This is a genomic window from Anaerotruncus sp. DFI.9.16, from assembly GCF_024461615.1.
GTDB classification, from domain to species: Bacteria; Bacillota; Clostridia; order Oscillospirales; family Ruminococcaceae; genus Anaerotruncus; species Anaerotruncus massiliensis.
In genome coordinates, this window is the sequence record NZ_JANFZX010000061.1 from 1 (window position 1) to 16,356 (window position 16,356).

Sequence of the window (16,356 nt, forward strand, 5' to 3'; positions counted from 1 at the left end):
TTCCCTTTGGAAACCCTCAAAGCGTCTGGCGCGGGCGGGGCGCTGCCCGCAGCCGTCCGCGGCGCGTCCCGTGAGGAGCGCTTAAAGGCCGCGCAGCCGGGCGGCCTTGTTCATGCGGAGAGTTCCCTTTGGAAACCCTCAAAGCGTCTGGCGCGGGCGGGGCGCTGCCCGCAGCCGCCCGCGCGATATGAAAGCAAAGGAAAGCGGCCGCCCTTGCCGGGCGGCCGCTGTTTTTTGTTTTTGGTCCCGCGCGTCCGGAGATGCGGCGGTCAATAGTCGATGACGACGAACTCCCCGAGGTTTTCGGGGGCGTCGAGGGGCTTTGCGAAGTCGGCCGGGTAGAAGCACCCGGAGTGGGGCTTTTCGGGCCCCTCGCAGAGCTTGTAGAGGTTGCCGGTAAAGACCGTGTCCTTTACGGGGGAGAAGCGCGGGTAGTAGGTCTTCATGACGGCGGCGGAGAGGAAGAGGTTCCCGCCCCAGAACACCCCCTGGAGGTCCTCGCCGGTAAACATGTGGAGCGAAGCGGCCTCCGCCGCAACGAGGACGGCGGTGACGTCCTCCGCGCCGCGCAGAATCCGCATGCTCCGGTCGGCGCGGATCAGAAGGGTGAGGGGGGGCTCGTCCCCGGTAAAGCGGAAGACCGCCCGCAGTTCGCTCTGCGGGAGCGGCTCCGCCTCAAACGCGAGAAGCTGGAGGGAGAGCCCGCCGTGGGAAAAGCAGACGCGCGCCTGGGAATAGGGCTTGTAATCCCGCTTTTCGAGCGGGAAGGTGGTGAGCTTGGCGACATGGAGCGTCTCGTAGTCGGGCTCGCCGGGGAAGAGGCGGACTTTAAAGGCCATGTAGAAACCTCCTGTAATTCAGACGTCGATCTGCGGATAACTGCCGTCGGGGCTGTAGATGATGTAGCTGATGACGCCGTTTTGGGAGGCGGCGCCGATCTGGGCGTTAATATCATCGACCGTATACATCTTATTATTCTCGATCGTGTAGGAGGCGGGATACGCCTGCACAAGCACGGTGACGTTTTTGCCCGCGACGTCAGGGGCGATGAATTTGAGCAGGCTGTCGACGGTGCCGCGCGGGTCGAGCACGGGCGCCTCAAGGGAAAAGCTCTCAAGGGTGAAGCCGTCGCCGAACTGGGCGGGCATCACGCCGATGGTTACGTTGTCGTTGGCGATCGCGAGGGGATTGGAGCCGTAGTAGGTGTTGTTGGCGCCGAGCGCGGCGAGTCCGGAGATGTAGACGCTCACATCGCCGCCCTTGGCCTGCACCTGCTGGTCGATCTGGTCGAGGAAGACGGAGAGCGCGTCCGAACGGGTCACACCCTCCGCGGTCGGGCCGTAGGAGGCGTACTCCTGCCCGTAGCCGGTGGGGAAGCTGACGTTGTCGAGCAGGATCCGTCCCACCCCGAGCGACACGCTCTCGGTGGCGATGTCGATGATGTAGGCGCGGGCCAGGTCGGAGTAGGGATTGAGCCAGGGCATGCCGCCCTGGTCGGCGGCGTTGTCGAGCCAGAGGATCTCCGTGTTCATGTACTTGATGCCCGCGTCGGGGATCCGGGAGGGCGCGATGGGGTCCCGGAAGGCGTTGAGCCGCCCGATGGGGATGAGGTTCTTTTCCTTGAGCTTTTGGCAGAGGGCCCCGAGGTCATAGGCGTTTTCCGCCTGCGCGCCCGTCTGCGCCACAAGATCGAGGTCGGACCGGTAGAGGATGTTGCCCTGCTGGTCCTTGAGGTCGAAGAGCACCGCGTTGATCTCGGTGCGGGTGAGCTTGTCGAGCAGTTGGTCAAGCACGGCGGGATCCCGGATCTGCGCGTTCGTCAGGTAGAGCGCGCGCACGTCGGCGGGGACGGGCGGCTCCGGTTCGGGCTCCGGCTCGGACGTTTCGGCGGGCGGGGGCGCGGGCTCGGCCTCGCTCTGCGCGGTGTGTGAAGCGGCCGCGAGCGCGCCCGAGAAGTAATCGCGGATGGGGCCGTAGGCGTTATAGCCCACGAACGCCACGATAAAGACGGCGGCGGCGACCAGCGCCCCCCGCAGGACGAGCGAGCCCGTCGAGCGCTTGCCGCGGTAGATGCGGTTGTACCGTTTGATCTTGTAATTCTTTGCCATCGTATCACCACCGTTTCAGGATAGGCGCCTTTGGGGGGGAGGTCCGTCAGGTCGGGAGCTGGTGGCCGATCAGCCCATAGATCGCCAGGGAGAGGATTCCGATATAGAGCAGCATGATGGGCAGCCCGCGGAAGGCGCGGGGCACGTCGGACAGGGCGATGCGGCGGCGTCCCTCCCGCACGAGCAGCAGGGCGGCGGTGTAGCCGATCCCCGAGCCGAACGCGAAGCCGACGGTTTTGACGAAGCCGTAGCCGCCCGAAAAGGCGATGAGGATGGTGCCGAGCACGGCGCAGCTGAAGGCCGCGTTCGCGGCGTCCCGGCGCAGCGGATAGTGGATGCGCGGGAACCACGCGCGGGTGACGAGATAGAGCAGCGTAAAGACGACGCAGACGCACGCGAGCGTGGAGATCGACGTCAGATAGCGGATGCCGAGCCGGGTGGAGAGCTGCTGCTCGCGCAGCAGCCGGTTGAGCGGCCACGCGAGCGCGGCGGAAACGACGGTGATAAAGGTGAGCGCCGCGCCGAACGCAAAGATGCGGCGGGGAGCCCCCATCATCAGCGTGTCCTTACTCGACCCGAGCCCGCGGGTAAAGACCGCGTTTTGCAGCACGGCCGCGGAGAGGGCGATGATCAAAAACTCAGACAGGACGTTCATGGGTTACCTCCATAGAAAACCGGCGGGCCGGTTATTCCGGTTTGGGATTGTGCCGCCGGTAGGAAAAGACGAGCGCCGCGCGCCGCAAAAACCGCACGAGCGCGCTGAGCAGCGCGACGGCGATAAAGCCCACGAACGCGATCTGGACGCCCTCGACCTTGAAGGGGAGGGGAACCGGCACGCCCCACAGGGAGCCCGCCCCGAGCAGCTCGCGGAAGAAGGCGATGAGGCACATGGCCAGCGCGAAGCCGAGGCTGTAGGCGGCCGCGTCGACGAGCGCCATGACGGGCCGGTCGGCCGGGCGCTCATAGCGGGCGCAGAGGGTCAGCAGGATGGTGTTGACCGAGAGGATGGGCACATAGATGCCCAGCGAGTCGGCGACCTCGGGGGAGATGGGCAGGATGAGCGGCACGCACGCGACGACCACCACCATTGCGAAGAGGGTGTAGACCACGGGCGAAAACCAGCTCGGCAAAAACCTGCCGACCAGCGAGGCGAGCAGCACGGTGGGGATGAGCGAGCAGGCGAGCAGAATGGAGATCGAGACGCTGCTGCGCAGGCTGGTGGTGACCATCACCGCGAAGGGGAGCGCCAGCCCGCAGCAGAGCACGGGGTTCCTGCCGAAGATGCCGTCAAACCAGCGTCCGCGCCTGCGGGCGCGTTTTAGCTTTTCTAGCTTCAAGGTGTTTCCTCCTTATGGCGCGGTGCAGCGATTCGTTGTAGCGGTCGATCAGCGGGACGAACGCGTTCGCAATGAGCACCGCGAAGGGCATACTTTCCTCGTACCCGCCGAAATAGCGGAAGAGCATGGCGACCACGCCCGCGAAGACGCCGTACACCGCCATCGAGGAGTCCCGCTTGGGGCTGGTGACGGGGTCGGTGAGGACGAAGACCGCGCCGAAGAGCAGCGTCCCGGACATGAGCTCGTAAAAGACCGCCTGCAACCCGGTCCCCGCGCGCGGGAAGAGGAGCGTCACCGCGGCGCAGGCCGCGAGGAAGGGCAGCGGGAGCTGCCAGCGCACCGTCCGCCGGAAGATGAGATAGACCAGGCAGGCGAGAATGACGAGGATGTTGGTCGCGCCCATCGGGCCGGGGTAGTTGCCGAAGAGCAGCTCGGTGAGGTTGTTGGTGGGAACGCCGCCGACCTTGAGCACGAAGGCGGGGTTCTGGTAGAGCTGCGCGGTCACCTCGCCGAAGGCGGGGATGCGGTCGAAGGGCATGGGATACATGAACACGAGCCCCGGCCAGCAGATCGCCGCGAAGGAGAAGCCCGCCGCTCCGGGGTTGAAGAGGTTCTGCCCGGTGCCGCCGAAGGGGTGCTTGACGATCGCGATGGCGAAGACGGCGGCGGACGCGACCACGTAGTAGGGGATCGTCGCGGGCATCGTCAGCGCGATGATGAGCCCCGTGACCACGGGGGAGAGGTCGCGCGGGTTGGGGCGCCTGCCGCGGATGAGGGTGCACAGCGCGTCGCAGACGACCGCCGTGACGACCGACACGGCACAGACGATCAGCGCGCGCCCGCCGTAGTAGAGGAACGCCAGCACGCACAGCACGAGCAGCAGGATGATCATATCGGACATGAGCGTCCGGTTGCTTTCGGGAAAGCGGATGTGGGGGGCCGCCCTGCGATTCAGTTTCAACGGTCGTCCCCCCCTTTTTCGGTGGAATCATTTTTGCGCCAGCCGCGCATGGGATCCGGCTTCGGCGCGCCCGCCGCCGCCAGCGCGGCGGCCGGCGCGCTCTCCTCCGCGACCGCTTCGGGCGGGAGCAGCTCCACCTCCTCGAGGGGAGCGCCGGGCGCGTCGGTGGGGGACGCCGTCCGCGCGGCCTCCTCCGGGATGCCCGCGGACCCGCCGCCGGTAACGGCGGGCTCGGCGATAACGGCCTCGGCTGCGACAGGCGCGCCGGAAACGGCTTCGGCGGTTATGGGCCCGGCGCCGGGCTCCGGCGCGGGCTCCCCGGGAATGTCGTTCCCGCCGAGCACCACCGTGACCGGCCGCCCCTCAAAGGCGGCCTGCGCCTGCCGCGCGGCGTCCGCCGCGGCGCGGGCGTTTTCCTTCGCCCGGTCGAGCGCGGCCTCGATGTCGGCGCGCGCCCGTTCGTCCGTTTGGCGCGCCTCCTCGAGGCGCGCCTCGTAAGCGTCCTTCGCGGACTGCCTGGCCCGCTCGTATTCCCGCTGGGCGGCCTCGTAGACCTCCAGCGCCCTTGCGCGCGCCTGCGCGTCCGCTTCCTGCGCCGCCTCGTAGACCTTCAGCGCGGCGGCCTTGTCCGCCTCGCAGGCCTCCTGCGCCGCCTCATAGGCTGTCAGCGCGGCGGCCTTGTCCGCCTCGCAGGTCCGGCGCGCCGCCTCGCAGGTCTCCCGCGCGGCGAGCTTGGCCGCTTCCGCGGCCTGCCGTGCGGCGGCGGCCGCCTCCTTGGCGGCGGCGCGGGAACGTACGCCCTTTTCGAGTTCGGATTCGTAGCCGGCCTTTGCGGCGGCCTTTGCCTCGCCGCAGGCGGCCTGCGCCTCGGCGCGGACCCGTTCCGCGCCCGCCTGGAGTTCGTCCAGCGTCCTTTTGAACGCCTGCCTGTCGTCGTCGGAAAGCGCGGAATTGCGCTCGGCCTTCGCCAGCGCCTTCGCCGCGTCCTTTTCGGCGCTCTGCTGCGCCTTGAGCGCGTCGGAAAACGCCTTGTCCGCCGCCTTCTCCGCCGCCTGCATCCGCTTGAGCGCGGCGGCGTCCGCGCGCTCGGCGGCCCGGTCGGCGGCCTCCGCGGCGGCAGCCGCGTCGGAGACCGACTTGTCGGCGGCCTGTTCGGCGGCCTGCCTCTGCCGCTCGGCCTGCGCGAACGCGCCGTCGGCGGCCTGCCCGGCCTCCTGCTTCCGGCGCAGCGCCTGCGCGAGCGCCTCGTCGGCGGCGCGCTGGGCCGCCTGATTCGCTTCGAGCGCCTGCGCGAGGGCGCGGTCGGCCTGCGCGTCGGCGGCACGGTGGTCCGCGAGCGCCTGCGCAAGGGCGCGGTCCGCCTCCCTGTCCGCGGCGGCGTGCGCGGCCGCGGCTTCGCCCCGGCGTTTTTCGTCGGCGCGGCGCGCGGCGGCGAGCGCCCTGCGGTGGTCGATTTGCGCGCGGTGGAGCGCGTAATCGGCCAGGTAGCTCTCATAGTCGGCGGCGTCCTTCTTGGCGAGCAGGGCGGCGTTCGTCCGGATCGAACCGGCCATCGGCTTAAAGCTGCGCGCGGCCTTCTGGACCGTCTCGGACAGGTCGAGCTTGGCGGGGCACATGTAGCTGCAGGTCCCGCAGCCGATGCACATCTGCGCGTCGAGGGTGCGGAAGGCGGCGTACCGCTTTTCCTGGACGGCGCGGTAGATAAAGAAGGGGTTAAGCCCCTTGGGACAGACGTGGACGCAGCGGGAGCAGCCGATGCAGCCGAACCCGAGGCTTTTGAAGTCCTGGCGGAAGGCGAGGACGGCGCGGGTGGAGGGGGTGACGAGGGTGTTCTCGGTGTCGATGACCGAGATGCCGGTCATCGAACCGCCCACGACGACGCGCGCGGGGTCCTCGATGAGCCCGCAGCGTTCGAGCACCTGCGCGACGGTCATGCCGAGGGAGACCTCAAGGTTGGTGGGGTTGCCGATGCAGTCACCCGCGACGGTGACGAAGGTGGTGGTCTGCGGGCGGTTGAAGAGGACGGCGCGCGCGAGCTGGATGAGCGCGCCCACGCCGATGAGCAGGACGTCGTCGTCGGCCTCGAAGGCCTGCGACGCCTGGTATTCGGCCGGATAGCGTCCGCGGATGCGGCGGACGGAAAAGCCCTCGATCTTCCGCGGGATGCGGATGTCGAGGTCGGTCAGATTTTTATAGACGGCGAACTGCGCCTCCGCGGCGCCCGCCGCGCGCTGCGCGAGGCGCAGACCGAGGGCGCTGTGCGCGGGGTTTTTGAGCAGGGGGCCGAGCTGGCTGGAGAGGTAGGGCTCGTCGTCGACCGCGTCGGCGATCAGCAGGCGGGGAGGCGTTTGCTGGCAGGCGGCCAGTTTGTCCGCGAGCGGCTGGCCGTCCCGCTCGTCGACGATATGCGCGTCGCGCGCGAGCGAAGCGATCTCCGCCGGCGTGAGGGAATCCGCGTCCCCGACGGGCGGGCGGTCCATCGTCACGCCGATGGTGTCGGCATTGACGAACTCACGCAGGTCCCGGGAGAGCGCGGGCTCTTTATGCTGCTGAAGCAGGATGCCTTTATAGAAAAAACCCGCCATAAGCAACCTCCGATAATCAAAAAATTGCGAAGAACATAAGATAGTGCGGGGGGAATGTGCGATGGAGTATCAACAGCTCGGCCCGCGCCGCCTGCGGGTGGCGCTCACGCGCGAGGAGCTCGAGGAGCTTGGCCTCAGCTACGACGCGCTCGACTACCGCGACCTGCGCACCCGCTCGCTGCTGCTGACGCTGCTGGAGACGGCGCGTGGCGCGGTGGAGTTCGAGGCGGGCGGCCGCATCCTCGTGGAGGTGGCCCCCGCGGGGGAGGGCGGCTGCGAAATCTGTTTTTCGGGGCTGGGCCGGCGCCGCCCCCAACGGTGGAAGGTGCGGCGTCATGTCGCCGCGCCCGTCGTTTACGCCTTTGACGACGTCGACGCCCTGATCGAAGGGTCGGTCAAACTGTTCCGGCGCTGCTCCCACCGGATCCTGCGCAGCGCCCTCTACCGCATGGGGAGGGGCTGGCGGCTGGTGGTGCATCCGCTCGACGAGGCGGGCGGGGTGACCCTCTCGCTGCTCGACGAATTCGCGCCGCGCTGCGGGGAGGGGGAGCTGGCCGAGGCGTGGCTCGGGGAGCACGCCGAACAGGTGCTGGACGACAAGGCGGTCGACCTGATCTGCGCCTATTTCGGCTGACGGGTCAGAGCGCGCCCTCGGCGGCGGCGCGCAGCCCCGCGACCGCGGCGGCGTAGTCGGGCTTCCCGAAGAGGGCGCTGCCCGCCACAAAGACGTTCGCGCCCGCGCGTACGACGGCGGGGACGGTGCGTTCGTCGATGCCGCCGTCCACCTCGATGTCCATCGGGACGCCCAGCCGGCTGCATTCGCGGCGGACGGCCTCGATCTTGGGGCACATGTCCGCCATGAACTTCTGCCCGCCGAACCCGGGCTCCACCGTCATCACCAGCACCATGTCGAGCTGGGAAAGATAGGGGAAGAGGGCTTCGGCGGGGGTCCGGGGCTTGATGGTCATGCCGCATTTTTTTCCCTTCGCCCTGATGGCGTCGATGACGGCCTGCGGATCGCTTTCGCTTTCGACGTGGAAGGTGACGATATCCGCGCCCATGTCGCAGAACTGCGGCGCATAGGTGAGCGGGTCGCTGATCATCAGGTGCACGTCGAGCGGCAGGGCGGTCTTTTTGCGCAGGGAGGCGACCACCGGCAGGCCGATGGAGATGTTGGGGACAAAATGACCGTCCATCACGTCGACGTGGACCATTTCGACGCCGGCGCGCTGCATGGCGGACACCTCGGCCTCGAGGTTGGCAAAATCACAGGCGAGGATGGATGGGGAAATTTTGAACATGGCTGCCTCCGTAAAGTGATCTCCCGCAAATGCGGGGCAAAAGGCGCTTTGGACCTTGAATGTGCACGAATATTATATCGTAATGTGCCGTGGATTGCAAGAAAATAGGGTCAACGGTCACAGAATTCACAGGGCGTTCACCATTTGGCCATCTCGGGGCTGGAAGGGGCCGCCTGCGCGGCCGGGAAATAAAGGCGCGCGCGGGCACGGAAATCTATTGACAAGGGATGGCAAATTTGCTAAAATTAAATGCGTCGCTTAAAGCCTGCGGGTGTAGTTCAATGGTAGAATGTCAGCCTTCCAAGCTGAAAACGTGGGTTCGATTCCCATCACCCGCTCCATAACCCCCGCGCCTGAGGGCGGCCGATTGTGCGCCAGTAGCTCATCCGGATAGAGCAACTGCCTTCTAAGCAGTAGGTTGGGGGTTCGAGTCCCTCCTGGCGCGCCATTTTCACTTTGCGCCAGGCCTCCTTGAACGCGAAGCGTTCTCGCCGGGCCGAGACAAACGCGCCGTCCCTGAAAACGGGACACGCCATATGGTGGGTATAGCTCAGTTGGTTAGAGCGCCAGATTGTGGCTCTGGAGGCCGTGAGTTCGAATCTCATTACCCACCCCATCAAATTCCCCGGCCGCGTAGCGGGCGGGGAATTTCTCAAATTGGGCCGTCGTCAAGCGGTAAGACACAGCACTTTGACTGCTGCATTCGCAGGTTCGAATCCTGCCGGCCCAGCCATACAAAAACCGACTTGTTTCGACAGGTCGGTTTTTGTATGGCCCGCGCCGCCCGGACGGAACCGTCCGCGGGGCGGAAATACGACGGAGAGGGCGTGAACGCCATGTGTGCTGATCAAATGTCCCTGCGGTTCGCGGTCCCGGCGGATTTGGACCGGATCTGCGAAGTGGAGGCGGCTTGCTTCCCGGCGGGCGAGGCGGCCCCGCGGGAGGTCCTCGCCGAACGGCTGAAGGCCTACGCCGGATCCTGCTGGCTGCTGGAGGACGGGGAGGTCCTGGCGGCCTTGATCAACGGGATGCCCACGGACGAAAAGGACCTGCTGGACGGCATGTACGGGTCGACCGGCTATTACCGGGAGAATGGCCGGTGGATGATGATTTTCGGGGTGGATACGGCGCCCGCGTACCGGAGGCGGGGCTGCGCGGCCCGGCTCATGAAGCGGGTGATCGCGGACGCGAAGGCCGGGGGCAGGGCGGGCGTCGTGCTGACCTGCAAGGAGCGTCTGATTTCCTATTACGAGCGGTTCGGGTTCCGGAACGAGGGCCTGTCCGCGTCGACGCACGGCGGGGAAACCTGGTACCAGATGCGGCTGACCTTTTAGAGGGCCTGCTTAGAAGCTCCCCGCGGACGGGGAAAAGGGGAACGGGCATGTAAAATTTCATCCGCCGGAGGCGGTTCGCTCCGCCGAGGAAACGCCGGTGGGACCGTGGTTTCGGGGAGATAAGAAATATAATTCTAGAAATAAAATGGTTTCCATAATCAGGTAATAACTCCTATAATTTCAGTGGAAGGAGTTGGTTACCGATGACTGTACAGGAACTTGGCCGGAGCGTCAGATTCCGCAGGCAGCAGATGGGCGTTTCACAGGAGAGCTTTGCGGCGAAAGCGGGAATCAGCCTGCGGAAGCTCAGCGACATCGAGTGCGGCAACGGGAACCCTACCTTCGACACGATGGACAGCATCGCCGCCGCGTTCGGCATCCAGATCGAGGAACTGATCTGCGCCGACGTCGAGGTGGACCTGCTGCCCCGGAACGACCTCTCCCGCCTCCAGCCGATGCTGGACCGCCTGCCGGAGGCACAGCAGGAGCTTTTCCTGTCCGCCGCGGAGGGCGTTCTCATCCAGTGGACCGAGCGGAGCAGGGCGGGACACGGCGCCGTCCTATAATAAACGGGGCTTTTATTTGGGATATGGAAGAGGGGAGCGGCGTGCCGCTCCCCTTTTTTAATGACCGGGATCACTTGCGCGGGCGGCGGCGGAAGAGCCGCCCCTCCCGGCGGCCCGCTTCCAGCGCGGCGCGCCGGGCCCGCTCCGGATCCTCCCGCGCGGCGTGCCGCCGGAGGTAATCGCCAAACTGCGCCTCGTCCTCCCGGTCGAGCGCGTCCTCGCCCGCGAGGGCCTCGATGTGGTGGCGGAACTCGTGACGGACGGTCTTGCGCAGCTCCCGGCGCAGCTGCAACGGCCCCAGACGGCCGAACAGGCGCGCGAAGGAACCGTAGTAGAGGACGATGCTCCGCCCGAGCGGCCCCTCGCAGTACTCGCCGAGGATATAGAGGTCGTCCTCCCGCGCCGCGGGGTCGCGTTTGGCCTCCTCCAGAAGGCAGACGCCCCCGTTGAGCTCCTCAAAAAAGGCTTCGGGCAGTTCGTCCAGGAGCTCCCCGAGCATCTCCCGCATCTCGTCGATCGATATCATAGAAATCCCCTTTGCACGGCGTTTGTGGGAACAGGATAGCGCGGATCGGCCGAAAAGTCAACCGCGGATGAAAATTCACAAACCGTTCCTTGTGAAAGCGGCGCGCGTGTGGTATACTACTAGCCTAACGATCAAAACAAAGGAGCCAAACACATGAAAAAAATCCTGACGATATTCCTGACCCTCGCGGTCATGCTCACCGCCGCCGCGTGCGGCGCCAAGGAGGAGGGCGCGGAGAGTTCCCCGGCGCCGTCTTCCGCCGCCGAGGAAAGCTCCTCCGAGGCCTCGCTGCCCGAGCCGGGCCCCGTCCCGACCGAGATGGGCGGGGAGGGCCTCGCGCTGATGGAGCAGATGACCGCCGCGCTCGAGGGCACGGGCGATTACGCGGACAACCCCACCGTCTCGATCGAGACGAGCGAGGGGACGATCCGGGCGCGCCTCTTCCCGAAGGAGGCCCCCAAGGCGGTGGAGAACTTCCTCACCCATGCGAGGGAGGGCTACTATGACGGCCTCACCTTCCACCGGGTGATCAACGACTTCATGCTCCAGGGCGGCGACCCGAACGGCGACGGCACCGGCGGCGAGAGCATCTGGGGCGGGCCGTTCGAGGACGAGTTCTCGCCGGTGCTGCGCAATTTCCGCGGCGCGCTTTCGATGGCGAATTCGGGCGCGAACACCAACGGCAGCCAGTTCTTCATCGTGCAGCGCAAGGACGCGCTCTCGGGGATGGGCCTGTCCGACTACCTGCTGAACCTCTATATGAACGACCAGGTCTCGGCCGCGCAGCGGGAGATCTCCGAAATGGCGGCGGGCGGCAAGTCGCAGGAGGAGGTCAACGCGCGGATCGACGAGCTCAACGGCGAGCTTGACGGAAAATATGCGGCGGGAGTCCCGCAGGACTACGCGGACCAGAAGCTCCCGGCGCTCAAAAAATATGAGGAGGTGGGCGGCACGCCCCACCTCGACGATGTGCACACGGTGTTCGGCTATGTGATCGAGGGCATGGACGTCGTCGACAAGATCGCCGCGCTCGACACGGGGGAGACCGACCAGGCGGGCAATCCGGCCGGCAAAACGAGCAAGCCGGTGACCATCGTCAAGGTCACCGTGGAGGAATAGGCCCCCGGACAGGGAGGCCGGGCGGGCCGCGGGCCCGCCCGTTTTTTGTGGTTTGAGGACAGAGAGGGAATGGAATGAAACTGTTTGTAAACGACCGCGGCTTCTATAAGTCGCTGATGCTGATCGCGGTGCCCATCGCGCTGCAAAACCTGATCACCGTGGCCGTCTCGATGATGGATACGCTGATGATCGGGCAGCTCGGCGAGGTGCAGCTGTCCGCGACGTCGATCGCCAACCAGCTGTGGTTCATGCTGATGGTCGTCTGCTTCGGCGTGGCGGGCGGCGCCAACGTGCTGATCGCCCAGTACTGGGGCAAGCGGGACGTGGAGGTCATCCGCCGGGTCGAGGCGATCACCTATAAGATCGGGATGGCGGCGGCGGTCGTCTTCTCCTGCGTGGCGCTCTTTTTCCCGCGCCAGTTCATGGGCATCTTCACGACCGAGGAGGCCGTCATCGATTTCGGCGTGCAGTATCTGCGCATCCTCGGGTGGTCCTATCCGTTCTATACGGCGGCGAACCTCACGATCATGATGCTGCGCTCGGTGGGAACGGTGAACATCTCGATCGCCGTCTATCTCGCCTCGCTCGTGGTCAACACGTCGCTCAACTATGTGCTGATCTTCGGCAAGTTCGGCGCGCCGAGGCTGGAGGTGCGCGGCGGCGCGATCGCCACCGTCTGCGCCCGTCTCGTCGAGTTCGGCATCGCGGCGGGCTACCTCTTCCTGAAGGAGAAGAAGATCCGCTTCTCCCTGCGCGACCTGCTCCCGAGCAACCGCGGCATCTATAAGAAGTATTTTTGCGTCTCGATGCCGGTCATCGGCAACGAGCTGATGTGGGGGATCGGCACCTCGATCACGGCGGTGGTCATCGGGCGCATGGGCACCAACTTCGTGGCCGCCAACTCGATCTACACGGTGCTCAACCAGCTCGTGTCGGTGATGATCTTCGGGGTGGGCAACGCCGCCCTTACCGTCGTGGGCAACACGATTGGCGCGGGCGAGTACGAGAAGGCCAAGCAGCGCTCGGTGACGCTGCTCACGCTTTCGGTGGGGCTGGGGATTTTCTCGGCGGCCGTGACGCTGCTGCTCGGGCCGGTGGTCATCTCCTTCTACGACTTCTCCGAGGCGACCATCGAGATCGCGCGCGGCATCACCCGCGTGGGCGCGCTCATCGTCTTTTTCCAGTCGCTCGCGATGACCGGCATGGTCGGCATCCTGCGCGCGGGCGGCGACGCCAAATTCGTGCTGCTCTGCGAGGGCGTTTTCCTGTGGGGGGTGGCGGTGCCGCTCGGCTTCGTGACCGGGCTTGTCCTCGGCTGGCCCGCGCCCGCCGTCTTCCTCTGCCTCAAGTGCGACGAAATCCTCAAAACGGTGGTCTCGAGCTTCCGCATCCTCGGTTTCAAATGGCTGCGCGATTTGACGGTGCGCGATTAGCCGCGCGAAATTTTGGGGAAAACGTCAAAAAACCGGGGGAGCGGGCGCGCTATTTTTGAAATAGCTTGACAAAACCGGACCCCGTGGCTATAATAAATATCGAATCAATTTGGTCACTGCGTTTTACACGCTGGGGAGAACGAGGTCTCATGAACGACACTGCAAAATCCACCTCTCTCTGCGACGCCAGCGACGAGGCCCTCGCCCTGTGGGCAAAGGGCGGCGACGACGGGGCGCTGGCCATCTTGATCAAGCGGTACGGATCGTTTGTCCACGCGCGCGCGCGTTCCTATTCCAGGGGCGGGCCGGACGCGGACGACCTCTACCAGGAGGGCATGATCGCGCTGCTCAAGGCGGTGCGCAACTACCGCGAGGACGCCCCCGGGCGCTTCAAAACGTTTGCCGCGGTGTGCGTGAACAACAAGCTCATCAGCACCGTGACGGCGCATATGCGCGACAAGAACGCGCCGATGCGCAGCTATCTTTCGCTGGGCGAGGACGTGCCGGAGGAGGCGCTCGCGTCTCCCGGAGACGACCCCGAACAGCTGCTGATCGCGAGCGAGGAAACAAACGCGCGCAACCGGCAGATAGCCACCCTTTTGTCCCCATTTGAACGGCAGGTTTTAAGATTGTACCTCAGCTCCTACTCTTACGACGAGATGTCCCGCGAACTCGGTTCATCCTCGAAAGCTGTTGACAACGCCTTGCAGAGAGTGCGGCGAAAGCTGCGGAGCGTTTTCCAGTGAAAACGCACGCGATCCATTTTGTGACAGTCCCGAGAGGGATTGCATAATAACTACCCTTTGGCGCCATTGGCAGAGCTTGGTTTTCAATCTCGGTCCACGCAGTTCCAGCGGGTAAATCAAATTTTAAGCGAGGTAACCAAAATGTACACTGACAAAACACTGACATGCAAAGAGTGCGGAGCCGAGTTCGTCTTCACAGCGGGAGAGCAGGAGTTCTACGCTGAGAGAGGCTTTGTCAACGAGCCCCAGCGCTGCAAGGCTTGCCGCGACGCCCGCAAGAACAATGCGCGCCCCCAGAGAGAGATGTTCACCGCCACCTGCGCTTCCTGCGGCGGCGAGGCGAAGGTTCCCTTCCAGCCCCGTGAGGACCGTCCGGTCTACTGCTCCGAGTGCTTTGCCAAGATGAAGGAGCAGCAGTAATCTGTTTGCATCTTCCGGCCGCCGTTTTATAACGGCGGCCGTTTTCATGCCCTGAAAAGTTGGATTTCCCCTGTTCGCGGCGCAAAAAAGGTGTTATAATAACCGCAAGGAACCCGCGGCCAAAAATCGGATTCCCAAAACGGAGGTTTGTAAAATGATCTATACGAAGGATACGCTGATCGGCGAGGCGCTGGACAACGACATGTCCCTCGCGAAATATTTCCTTGAGATGGGGATGCACTGCCTGGGCTGCCCCTCCTCGCGCGGGGAGACGATCGCGGAGGCATGCATGGTGCACGGGGTCGACTGCGACGCGCTGCTCCGCAAGCTCAACGCCACCGACGCCAAGAACGTGCTGGCCTGATGGAACGCCTGCCCAAGCTGGACGCGCGGCTCCTGACCATCGCCTCGATGGTGCGGGAGGGGGCGCGCTGCGCGGATATTGGCTGCGACCACGGATATCTGGTCGCCTGGCTTGCCGCGCAGAAAAAGATTTCCGCGGGCTGCGCCTGCGACATCAACCGGAAGCCGCTGGAAAAGGCGGCTTTCACTTTGTCCGAATACGGCGTCGCCGACCGGGTGAAACTGATTCTGTGCGCGGGACTCGACGGGCTTTCGGCGGGCGGGGCGGACGACATCGTGATCGCGGGGATGGGGGGCGACCTCATCTGGGAGATTATCGGCAAAGCCTCCTGGACCCGCGACCCGGCGCTGCGCTTCGTGCTCCAGCCGATGACCAAATCCGAGCGGCTGCGCCGCAGCCTCGCGGAGAACGGCTTTGACATCCTGCGGGAGGAGGCGGTGGTGTCGGGAAACTTCCCCTACGCGGTCATGCAGGCCGCCTACACCGGCCGGGCGCGGACGCTCACGCCCGCCGAGGCGTACTGCGGAACGCTGCTCGACGACCCGTCGCCCGCCGCGCGGCGGTACCTTGCCAAGACGGCGCGGCTGATCCGCGAGCGGGTGGAGGGGCTGGGACGCGCCGCCAGCCCCGGAGCGGAATACGAGGAACTGCGGGCGCTCTTAAAAGAACTGGAAAGCAGGTGCACGGCATGAACGTAAAGGACGTCTATAACGCCATCGACGCGGCGGCCCCCTTTTCGCTAGCGATGGATTTTGACAACCCCGGGCTGCTCGTCGGGGACCCGGACGAGCAGGTAAAGGGCGTGCTCGTCGCGCTCGACGTGACCGACAATGTGATCGACGAGGCCGTCTCGCGCGGCGCGAACCTCATCGTGACCCATCATCCGGTGATCTTCCACCCCATGAAGCGGGTCACCGCCGACACCCTCGTCTGGCGGCTTGTCCGGGCGGGGCTGTCGGTCGTCAGCGCCCACACCAACCTCGACATCGCCAGGGGCGGCGTCAACGACATCCTTGCCGCGCGGCTCGAGCTTGCGGACACCGCGCCGCTTGAGGAGACCTGCCCCGGCGAGGGCATCGGCCGCGTGGGGGCCCTCGCGCGCGGCATGACCCCGCCGGAATTCGCCTACTACGTCAAGCGGATGCTCGACCTCCAGGCGGTGCGCTACTGCGACGGCGGCCGCGCAATCGAGCGGGTGGCGGTGTGCGGCGGCTCGGGCGGAAACATGCTTGAGGCGGCCGCCGCCGCGGGCTGTCAGGCGTATGTCACCGGCGACGTTAAGCACGACGTGATGCTCGATGCGGTCCATCGCGGAATCACCCTGCTCGACGCGGGGCATTTCGGCACCGAAACGATCGTTCTAGACTACCTCGCGGGGCTCGTCCGCGCCGCCGTCGGGGAGGGCGTGCCCGTCGTGATCGCGCGCACGAACGTCGATGTGACGACCACGATTTAGATTTTCGCTCGTCGAGCGGCGGAGCTTGTCGGTAGTCGACCGACAGCGACCCCTTAGGCTTTTCCTCCCAGCGGGCGGGAGAGCATTTGTTCGCGCCCCT

18 protein-coding genes and 4 tRNA genes are annotated in these 16,356 nt (G+C 65.6%); 14 read left to right on the top strand and 8 right to left on the bottom strand.

The window, feature by feature from the left end; genetic code table 11:
- Positions 1-269: 269 nt before the first annotated feature.
- From NE609_RS14895 to NE609_RS14920, 6 genes are read right to left on the bottom strand one after another with little or no spacing between them, the layout of a single operon-like run.
- A complete protein-coding gene (locus NE609_RS14895) occupies positions 270-839 on the bottom strand; it encodes a hypothetical protein (RefSeq protein WP_256152953.1) in 570 nt (189 codons plus the stop codon).
- 18 nt (positions 840-857) lie between these two features.
- Entirely contained in the window at positions 858-2,108 is a 1,251-nt protein-coding gene (locus NE609_RS14900; RefSeq protein WP_121587459.1) for a putative glycoside hydrolase, read from the bottom strand.
- Positions 2,109-2,154: 46 nt separating this feature from the next.
- Positions 2,155-2,763, bottom strand: coding sequence for an Rnf-Nqr domain containing protein (locus tag NE609_RS14905; protein WP_256152954.1), 609 nt, complete (start codon positions 2,761-2,763; stop codon positions 2,155-2,157).
- Between the two features lie 31 nt (positions 2,764-2,794).
- Positions 2,795-3,445: an Rnf-Nqr domain containing protein gene (locus NE609_RS14910; RefSeq protein ID WP_256152955.1), complete on the bottom strand. Its 651-nt coding sequence runs from the start codon at positions 3,443-3,445 to the stop codon at positions 2,795-2,797.
- Positions 3,396-4,406, bottom strand: coding sequence for an RnfABCDGE type electron transport complex subunit D (locus NE609_RS14915; RefSeq protein WP_101549444.1), 1,011 nt, complete (start codon positions 4,404-4,406; stop codon positions 3,396-3,398). Before NE609_RS14915 ends, NE609_RS14910 begins: the two co-directional genes overlap by 50 nt.
- The gene (locus tag NE609_RS14920; protein ID WP_256152956.1) at positions 4,403-6,991 is read right to left on the bottom strand and encodes a 4Fe-4S dicluster domain-containing protein; all 2,589 of its coding nucleotides are present in this window, start codon (positions 6,989-6,991) and stop codon (positions 4,403-4,405) included. The genes NE609_RS14915 and NE609_RS14920 overlap by 4 nt, the downstream gene beginning before the upstream one ends.
- A gap of 61 nt (positions 6,992-7,052) precedes the next feature.
- Here NE609_RS14920 and NE609_RS14925 point away from each other — a divergent pair, with 61 nt between their 5' ends.
- Complete coding sequence (locus NE609_RS14925) at positions 7,053-7,625, top strand: adaptor protein MecA (RefSeq protein WP_101549449.1); 573 nt, start codon at positions 7,053-7,055, stop codon at positions 7,623-7,625.
- A gap of 4 nt (positions 7,626-7,629) precedes the next feature.
- On the opposite strand, the gene rpe is transcribed toward NE609_RS14925, so the two are convergent.
- Positions 7,630-8,292: a ribulose-phosphate 3-epimerase gene (rpe, locus tag NE609_RS14930; protein ID WP_256152957.1), complete on the bottom strand. Its 663-nt coding sequence runs from the start codon at positions 8,290-8,292 to the stop codon at positions 7,630-7,632.
- 267 nt (positions 8,293-8,559) lie between these two features.
- Here rpe and NE609_RS14935 point away from each other — a divergent pair.
- The 6 genes from NE609_RS14935 to NE609_RS14960 all read left to right on the top strand — a co-directional run bounded on the left by NE609_RS14935 (position 8,560) and on the right by NE609_RS14960 (position 10,192).
- A tRNA-Gly gene (locus NE609_RS14935) sits at positions 8,560-8,633 on the top strand.
- A 30-nt stretch (positions 8,634-8,663) separates the two neighbouring features.
- A tRNA-Arg gene (locus tag NE609_RS14940) sits at positions 8,664-8,740 on the top strand.
- A 91-nt stretch (positions 8,741-8,831) separates the two neighbouring features.
- Positions 8,832-8,908: transfer RNA gene (locus NE609_RS14945), tRNA-His, on the top strand.
- Between the two features lie 42 nt (positions 8,909-8,950).
- Positions 8,951-9,025: transfer RNA gene (locus tag NE609_RS14950), tRNA-Gln, on the top strand.
- A 103-nt stretch (positions 9,026-9,128) separates the two neighbouring features.
- A complete protein-coding gene (locus NE609_RS14955) occupies positions 9,129-9,626 on the top strand; it encodes a GNAT family N-acetyltransferase (RefSeq protein ID WP_256152958.1) in 498 nt (165 codons plus the stop codon).
- A gap of 203 nt (positions 9,627-9,829) precedes the next feature.
- On the top strand, positions 9,830-10,192 hold the full coding sequence (locus tag NE609_RS14960; protein ID WP_256152959.1) for a helix-turn-helix domain-containing protein: 363 nt from the start codon (positions 9,830-9,832) through the stop codon (positions 10,190-10,192).
- Between the two features lie 70 nt (positions 10,193-10,262).
- Here NE609_RS14960 and NE609_RS14965 read toward each other — a convergent pair whose 3' ends face one another.
- Complete coding sequence (locus tag NE609_RS14965; RefSeq protein ID WP_256152960.1) at positions 10,263-10,718, bottom strand: metallopeptidase family protein; 456 nt, start codon at positions 10,716-10,718, stop codon at positions 10,263-10,265.
- 153 nt (positions 10,719-10,871) lie between these two features.
- Here NE609_RS14965 and NE609_RS14970 point away from each other — a divergent pair, with 153 nt between their 5' ends.
- From NE609_RS14970 to NE609_RS15000, 7 genes are all read left to right on the top strand, one after another.
- Positions 10,872-11,837 carry a peptidylprolyl isomerase gene (locus NE609_RS14970; protein ID WP_256152961.1) on the top strand — a complete coding sequence of 322 codons (966 nt, stop codon included), beginning with the start codon at positions 10,872-10,874 and terminating at the stop codon, positions 11,835-11,837.
- 74 nt (positions 11,838-11,911) lie between these two features.
- Entirely contained in the window at positions 11,912-13,270 is a 1,359-nt protein-coding gene (locus tag NE609_RS14975) for an MATE family efflux transporter (RefSeq protein WP_121587454.1), read from the top strand.
- A 149-nt stretch (positions 13,271-13,419) separates the two neighbouring features.
- Entirely contained in the window at positions 13,420-14,016 is a 597-nt protein-coding gene (locus NE609_RS14980; RefSeq protein WP_121587453.1) for a sigma-70 family RNA polymerase sigma factor, read from the top strand.
- A gap of 141 nt (positions 14,017-14,157) precedes the next feature.
- A complete protein-coding gene (locus NE609_RS14985) occupies positions 14,158-14,436 on the top strand; it encodes a zinc-ribbon domain containing protein (RefSeq protein ID WP_101553177.1) in 279 nt (92 codons plus the stop codon).
- Between the two features lie 154 nt (positions 14,437-14,590).
- A complete protein-coding gene (locus tag NE609_RS14990) occupies positions 14,591-14,800 on the top strand; it encodes a DUF1858 domain-containing protein (protein ID WP_101549464.1) in 210 nt (69 codons plus the stop codon).
- Positions 14,800-15,492, top strand: coding sequence for a class I SAM-dependent methyltransferase (locus NE609_RS14995; protein ID WP_121587452.1), 693 nt, complete (start codon positions 14,800-14,802; stop codon positions 15,490-15,492). Before NE609_RS14990 ends, NE609_RS14995 begins: the two co-directional genes overlap by 1 nt.
- Positions 15,489-16,256 (top strand): Nif3-like dinuclear metal center hexameric protein, encoded by a 768-nt coding sequence (locus NE609_RS15000; RefSeq protein WP_256152962.1) that lies wholly within the window; start codon positions 15,489-15,491, stop codon positions 16,254-16,256. Before NE609_RS14995 ends, NE609_RS15000 begins: the two co-directional genes overlap by 4 nt.
- Positions 16,257-16,356: the final 100 nt, after the last annotated feature.

Bases quoted from the DNA above. Each gene is read 5' to 3' on its own strand.
- NE609_RS14895 (WP_256152953.1), bottom strand. From the start codon at position 839: ATGGCCTTTAAAGTCCGCCTCTTCCCCGGCGAGCCCGACTACGAGACG.
- NE609_RS14900 (WP_121587459.1), bottom strand. From the start codon at position 2,108: ATGGCAAAGAATTACAAGATCAAACGGTACAACCGCATCTACCGCGGC.
- NE609_RS14905 (WP_256152954.1), bottom strand. From the start codon at position 2,763: ATGAACGTCCTGTCTGAGTTTTTGATCATCGCCCTCTCCGCGGCCGTG.
- NE609_RS14920 (WP_256152956.1), bottom strand. From the start codon at position 6,991: ATGGCGGGTTTTTTCTATAAAGGCATCCTGCTTCAGCAGCATAAAGAG.
- NE609_RS14925 (WP_101549449.1), top strand. From the start codon at position 7,053: ATGGAGTATCAACAGCTCGGCCCGCGCCGCCTGCGGGTGGCGCTCACG.
- rpe (WP_256152957.1), bottom strand. From the start codon at position 8,292: ATGTTCAAAATTTCCCCATCCATCCTCGCCTGTGATTTTGCCAACCTC.
- NE609_RS14955 (WP_256152958.1), top strand. From the start codon at position 9,129: ATGTGTGCTGATCAAATGTCCCTGCGGTTCGCGGTCCCGGCGGATTTG.
- NE609_RS14960 (WP_256152959.1), top strand. From the start codon at position 9,830: ATGACTGTACAGGAACTTGGCCGGAGCGTCAGATTCCGCAGGCAGCAG.
- NE609_RS14965 (WP_256152960.1), bottom strand. From the start codon at position 10,718: ATGATATCGATCGACGAGATGCGGGAGATGCTCGGGGAGCTCCTGGAC.
- NE609_RS14970 (WP_256152961.1), top strand. From the start codon at position 10,872: ATGAAAAAAATCCTGACGATATTCCTGACCCTCGCGGTCATGCTCACC.
- NE609_RS14975 (WP_121587454.1), top strand. From the start codon at position 11,912: ATGAAACTGTTTGTAAACGACCGCGGCTTCTATAAGTCGCTGATGCTG.
- NE609_RS14980 (WP_121587453.1), top strand. From the start codon at position 13,420: ATGAACGACACTGCAAAATCCACCTCTCTCTGCGACGCCAGCGACGAG.
- NE609_RS14985 (WP_101553177.1), top strand. From the start codon at position 14,158: ATGTACACTGACAAAACACTGACATGCAAAGAGTGCGGAGCCGAGTTC.
- NE609_RS14990 (WP_101549464.1), top strand. From the start codon at position 14,591: ATGATCTATACGAAGGATACGCTGATCGGCGAGGCGCTGGACAACGAC.
- NE609_RS14995 (WP_121587452.1), top strand. From the start codon at position 14,800: ATGGAACGCCTGCCCAAGCTGGACGCGCGGCTCCTGACCATCGCCTCG.
- NE609_RS15000 (WP_256152962.1), top strand. From the start codon at position 15,489: ATGAACGTAAAGGACGTCTATAACGCCATCGACGCGGCGGCCCCCTTT.